Below are 6,030 nucleotides of genomic sequence, written 5' to 3' on the forward strand. Positions count from 1 at the left end.
TACCTGGCCGGCGGTGATGAGCAAAGTTGGCGTAACGACCATTACCGGGACTCCTCGGCGTCCGGGGTTGGCCGGTACCCCGTCCACCCCCTGGAGCATCGGGTGGTTCCGGATGGCCTCCTGTTCTTCCTCGGGGGCGTCGCCATGGGGAATGGTCCAGAGAATCTCACCGGTGTTCATATCGTAGGCGGTGATGCGGCCAACGGGCCCTTTCCAGATGGAAAGCCCGTCGATGCTGGCCCGGTCTGGCCGATTCGGTCCGCCGCGGCGTCGGTCGAAACCGGGTCCCGCTGCCCGAGACCACTCGGATGGTGTCGTGCCCGTCTGCTTCTCTTCATTGAGCGGTGACTCCGCGCCGGGCATGAGCTCGTAGGTCGAGCAGCCGCTGCTCGACGAGACGTACCGGACACCGGCGGTCGGATCGGCAACCGCTGGGCTGTAGATGTTGGCACCGCCTCCGCCGCCGGGGCAGGCCATGCCGGCGCCCGGCCAGTTCGCCTCCGGACTATCGGCCACGACGGGCGGATTGAACAACGGGACGAAGAGGTTGTTCTCCCGGGCGTACTGAAGCACCTTCTCCTTGATCTCGGGCGTGTAGTCGATCAGATCTTGCTCGGTCCGTCCCTGCAGGTCGAATGGGGGCGGCTTCGTCGGGAAGGGTTGCGTGGGCGATAGCTTCTCGCCCGGGACGGTCGACGAGGGAACGGGACGCTCCTCCATCGGCCAGATCGGCTCGCCGGTCTCGCGATTGAGCGCGTACACGAACGCCTGCTTGGTGGCCTGGAAGATCCCTTTGATGGTCTTGCCCCCGACGTTGACGTCCATCAACACCGGAGCCGTCGGCGTGTCGTAGTTCCAGATGTCGTGATGCACCATCTGGAAGTGCCACTTTCGCTCGCCGGTTCGGACGTCGAGCGCGATCAAGCTCGTGCCGAACAGGTTGTCACCCGGATGGAAACCGCCGTAGTAGTCGATCGTCGGCCCGTTGGTCGGAATGTAGACGAGACCGAGCTCCGGGTCCGCCGACATGGGCGCCCAGGACGAGACGTCCCCGGTCCATTTCCAAGCGTCGTTTTCCCAGGTTTCGTGCCCGACCTCTCCGGGACGCGGAATGACATGGAACTTCCATTTGAACTCTCCGGTGCGGGCGTCATAGGCGAGGATGTCCCCGGGGACCATCTCTTTTCGCGTCTGCTCGTATCCCTGCTCGGCGGAGTTCCCCACGACGACGACGTCGTTGACCACGATCGGCGGCGAGGAGCTCGTGATGTAGCCGAGCTCGAGAGGAATCCCCTGATAGGCGTCGTAGGGCTTCTTCCACTCCTGCCACCGACTCCAGTCCTGGATCAGATCCCAGACCAGATCAACGGTACCCGATTTCGGGAAGCCGGGGATGTCTACGGGCTTGCCCCAATTCTCGAGTGGCCGTCCCGTCTCGGCGTCCAGCGCGTGGAGAAAAAAGGCCGGCGTCGTGATGTACACCACCCCGCGCCCGTCGAGCTCGGCGTAGGCGACGCCCTTCCCGTAGCCCTTCCGCATCGAGTACTCGTGGCGGAACGTATTGGGCTCGGTGAAGCTCCACAAAAGCTCACCCGAAGCGGGGTCGAGGGCGATGACGTGCCGGCGCTCGCCGGTCACGGTAATGAGCTTGCCACCCACGTAGCTGGGAGTCGCCCTCGGCGTGCTGGGCCCAAAGCTCCCGGCATCGAATCGCCACGCCACCTTCAGATCTCCGAAGTTGGACGCGTTGATTTGATCCGCCGGCGTGTATCGCGTGTGCCATGCATCTCCACCCAGGTAGGTCCACTGACCATCTTGGACACCCGGCCCTTGGGCTTCGGCCGAGATGGCCAGAAAAAGCAGCCCACCGAGGGTTAGCGTGAGAGGACGCAAGCTTGGCAGGCGCGAATACTGCCCGCGCTCGTGGTTACTCATTTTCCTCTTTCCTCCACTGACGAGTTGGACCGGTCGATGTGCCACCCCGCGGACGCAGAGCGGCGCCGCCGTGCCCGGCATACTATATCGCTAAAAACCTCTTCTGTATCGTATTTGTAACAACTCCTCTCCAGCCGACTTGATTCTGCCCGCCTACATCTGTAACGATCCGGGTGGCGGTTCTTTGGGAGACGTGTATTTTCGGGAAGGGTCGCGCATGAAGAGGCTCGCTGCCGGCGCCGCATTCGTTGGTGTCTTCCTCGGCGCAACGACGACCATTGCCGGAGTGACCGGACGGGGCTCGCCGACACCGCCGCCTGCGGAGCTCAACCGGGTCATCGAGCAGTACTGCGTTGGTTGCCACAACGATTACACCCTGCTCGGAAATCTTTCGCTCGAGGCCTTCGACGTCGCAGCCGCCCATGAACGGGCGGAGACGGCGGAGAAGATGATCGTGAAGCTGAGGGCGGGCATGATGCCGCCGCCCGATGCCGACCGTCCGGGTGCCGACGTGCTTCTCGGGCTCGTCGAGACCCTGGAGACGGTGGTAGACCGGGCGTGGGCCTCTCGTCCAGACCCGGGCACGCGCCGGTTCCAAAGGCTCAACCGAGCGGAATACGAGCGAGTGGTCGAAGATCTTCTCGCACTTCAGATCGATGCGGGTCGCTGGCTTCCCGCAGACACCTACCTCGGCAACTTCGACAACATGTCGGCCGCCCAGCGCCTTTCGACGACGCTTCTCGAAGCCTATCTGAGAGCCGCGAGCGAGGTCAGCCGCCTCGCCGTCGGCAATCCCAGCGCGCGATCCCAAACCGCCAAGTACACGAATCCGATCGAGATCTCCCAGCACGCGTGGGACCACGTCGAGGGAGCTCCCTACGGAACGCGCGGCGGCATCGTCGTGACTCACGATTTCCCCGCGGATGGCGAGTACGTCATCGCCATCGAGACGCTATTCGGTGATGGCACGGGGTTCGAGGACGTCGACATCTCGATCGACAACGAAGGGGTGGCGCTGCTCGCTCTCGAGCACGGCGGTGCCAAGACCGTTCCCATCCGGACGGAGCCCGTTTTCGTGCGCGCGGGACAGCGACGAGTCGCAGCTGCCTTCGTCCGAAAAATCGAAGGTCCCTACGAAGATCGTCTGAGCCCGCACGAATGGTCGTTCGTCGGCGGCGAGGACTCGCAGGACTGGGCGAACTACGGCATCACGGCATTGCCGCATTTGAGCGAGCTCTTGATCACGGGTCCGATCCGCCCCTTGGGCCTCTCGGAGACGAGAAGCCGGAAGAAGGTCTTTTTCTGTCATCCCCAATCCCCCGGCGAGGAGCGGCCCTGCGCGGAGAGGATCGTCTCCCGGCTCGCCCGCGAGGCCTATCGCCGTCCCGTCACCGAGGAGGATCTGGCCGGCCCCATGTCCTTCTACGATCGGGCCTCCGCGGAGGAGGGTTTCGAACTGGGCGTCCGCACCGCGCTCCAGTCGATCCTTGCGAGTCCCCATTTCATCTTCCGCCTCGAGGAACAGCCTGAAGACGTTCGCGCCGGGGCAAGTTATCCACTGAGCGAGGCCGATCTCGCCGCCCGGCTGTCGTTCTTTCTGTGGGGCACCAATCCCGACGATACGCTCCTCGAGCTCGCTTCCGAGAACCGACTGTCCAATCCGCTCGTTCTGGAGGAACAGATTCACCGGATGCTCGAAGACCCGCGGTCCGAGGCGCTCGCAACGCGCTTCGCCTCCCAATGGCTCAGGCTTCAGGACACCGAGGACAATCAGCCCGAGCCATACCTCTACCCCGACTTCACCGGCCAGCTGCGCCACGATCTGGTGCGGGAGACCGAGCTCCTGTTCGATTACCTCCTACGGGAAGATCGGAGCCTCCTCGACCTCTTCACCGCGGACTATACGTTTCTCAACGAGCGCGTGGCGCGCCACTACGGGATCCCGGGTGTCGCGGGCGACTGGTTTCGGCGAGTCACGTACCCGGACGACACGCGGCGCGGCCTGCTCGGCCACGGAAGCGTTCTTCTCCTGACCTCGATGTCTGCCCGGACGTCGCCGGTGCTGCGGGGCAAATGGGTCATGGAGGTGCTCATGGGCACTCCCCCACCACCGCCACCGCCCAACATTCCGGCGTTCGAGGATACGGTGAGTGTTTCCGGGGGCCGCCGTCTGACGACACGCGAGCGTCTCGAGCAACACACGGCCAACCCGACGTGTCATGCTTGCCACCGTTTCATGGACCCCATCGGGCTGGCACTCGACAACTACGATGTGACGGGTCGGGTGCGCACCCGCGAGAACGGAGTGCCGCTCGACACGCGCGGGACTTACTACGACGGCACCGAGGTGAGCACGCCGCGTGAGCTCGTCGACGTGTTGCTCGCGCGACCCATTCCTCTCGTGAGAAATTTCACCGCGAACTTGCTCGCCTATGCGATGGGGCGGCGGGTGGAGTATTACGATCAGCCCGAGATTCGGGCCATCGTGGCGGAAGCGGAGACGAACGGTTACCGGATGTCATCGTTCATCCTCGGCGTCGCGAAGAGCGGCCCCTTCCAGATGGCTCGAGCCGTCCCGTTGAAGGAAGACTCGACGATCGGACAGGAGAATTAGAGCCATGGGCTTCATTACCGGAAAGCATCTCTCTCGCCGTACGTTCCTTCGGGGCGCGGGAGTGAGCGTCGCCTTACCCCTCCTCGAAGCCATGCTGCCCGCGGGACGCGCCCGAGCTTCGACGGGCGAAACGAAATTCACCCGCCTCCTGTGCATCGAAGAGTCGATGGGAGCCGCCGGGTCGAGCGACTGGGGCGACGCCGAGCACCTCTTCGCTCCTGCAAGCGTCGGACGTGACTTCGAGCTCGTCGCCAACAGTCAGCTGAGGCCTCTCGAGGCGTTTCGCGACCACATGACGATCGTGAGCAACACCGACTGCCGTTCGGCGGAGGCGTTTCGCGCCGAGGAGATCGGCGGAGATCACGATCGGACCACGGCGGTGTTTCTGACTCAGTCCCACCCCACACAGACCCAGGGCTCCGACATCCATATCGGGATCTCGATCGACCAGATTCACGCGCAGCGTTTCGGCAGGGAGACGGCGCTTCCATCGCTCGAGCTCTGCATCGAGGGCATCGATCGCGGGGGTGGCTGCGCCTATAACTATCACTGCGCCTACACGACGTCGCTGGCCTGGGCATCGGCCAACCAGCCGCTTCCGGCGATTCGCGAGCCCCGGGTCGTCTTCGAGCGACTGTTCGGTGCGGGCGACACTCCCGAGGATCGGGCGGCCCGGCGCCGAACCAATCGAAGCCTCATCGACTGGATCGCGACCGAGGTTGCGCGGTTGAAACGATCGTTGGGAGCCGCGGATCGCGCGGCGCTCGACGAGTACACCGAGCACATCCGCGAGATCGAGCGGAGAATCGAGCTCGTCGAAGCCCGCAATGCGGGTGGGGAGGAGCGACAGATGCCCGAGGCACCTTCGGGTGTTCCCGACTCCTTCGAGGAGCACATGCAGCTGATGTTCGACCTCCAGGTGCTCGCGCTGCAGGCGGACCTGACCCGGGTCATCACCTTCAAGACCGGGTTCGATCAATCGAATCGAACGTTCCCCGAGAGCGGTACGACGAAATCGATCCATGGCGCGTCGCACCACGGAAACGTTCCCGCCGACATCCTGGATTTCAACAAGATCAACACCTACCGCCTCGGCCAGCTCGGGTACTTGCTGAAAAAGCTGGGCGACACCTTCGACGGCGACGGCTCGCTGCTCGACAAGACGGCGATCGTCTGGGGCTCGGCGATGGCCGACGGAAACCTTCACAACCACCGCCGGGCGCCGCTTCTGCTCTTCGGCCACGCCAACGGCGCTCTCGACGGAGGCCTCCACCTGAGGGCCCCCGAGGGCACGCCGATGGCGAACGTTTTCGTGAGCCTGATGCAGAAGATCGGACACGAGGAGATGACGGCATTCGGCGACAGCACGGGAGCCTTCTCCTTGGATGGCGTGTCATGACCATCGGGACGCTGGCAGTATTTCTGACGATCGGCGCGGCCGCGGCTCCCCCGCCCGATCTGATCGACGCCGCGCGCCGGGG

At 64.2% G+C, this 6,030-nt stretch carries 3 protein-coding genes; 2 read left to right on the top strand and 1 reads right to left on the bottom strand.

The annotated features are described in order from the left end of the window. The coding region (locus tag VEK15_02845) for a PQQ-binding-like beta-propeller repeat protein (protein HXV59606.1) at positions 1-1,935 on the bottom strand (1,935 nt) is incomplete at its 3' end. Between the two features lie 217 nt (positions 1,936-2,152). On the opposite strand from VEK15_02845, the gene VEK15_02850 reads away from it, so the two are divergent. Together VEK15_02850 and VEK15_02855 are read left to right on the top strand one after the other, a co-directional pair. Next, positions 2,153-4,549, top strand: a complete 2,397-nt coding sequence (locus tag VEK15_02850; GenBank protein HXV59607.1) for a DUF1592 domain-containing protein — start codon at positions 2,153-2,155, stop codon at positions 4,547-4,549. 4 nt (positions 4,550-4,553) lie between these two features. Next, on the top strand, positions 4,554-5,948 hold the full coding sequence (locus VEK15_02855) for a DUF1552 domain-containing protein (protein ID HXV59608.1): 1,395 nt from the start codon (positions 4,554-4,556) through the stop codon (positions 5,946-5,948). The last annotated feature ends 82 nt before the right edge of the window (positions 5,949-6,030 follow it).

The sequence above is a fragment of the Vicinamibacteria bacterium genome (assembly GCA_035620555.1).
In the GTDB taxonomy this organism is placed as follows: Bacteria; Acidobacteriota; Vicinamibacteria; order Marinacidobacterales; family SMYC01; genus DASPGQ01.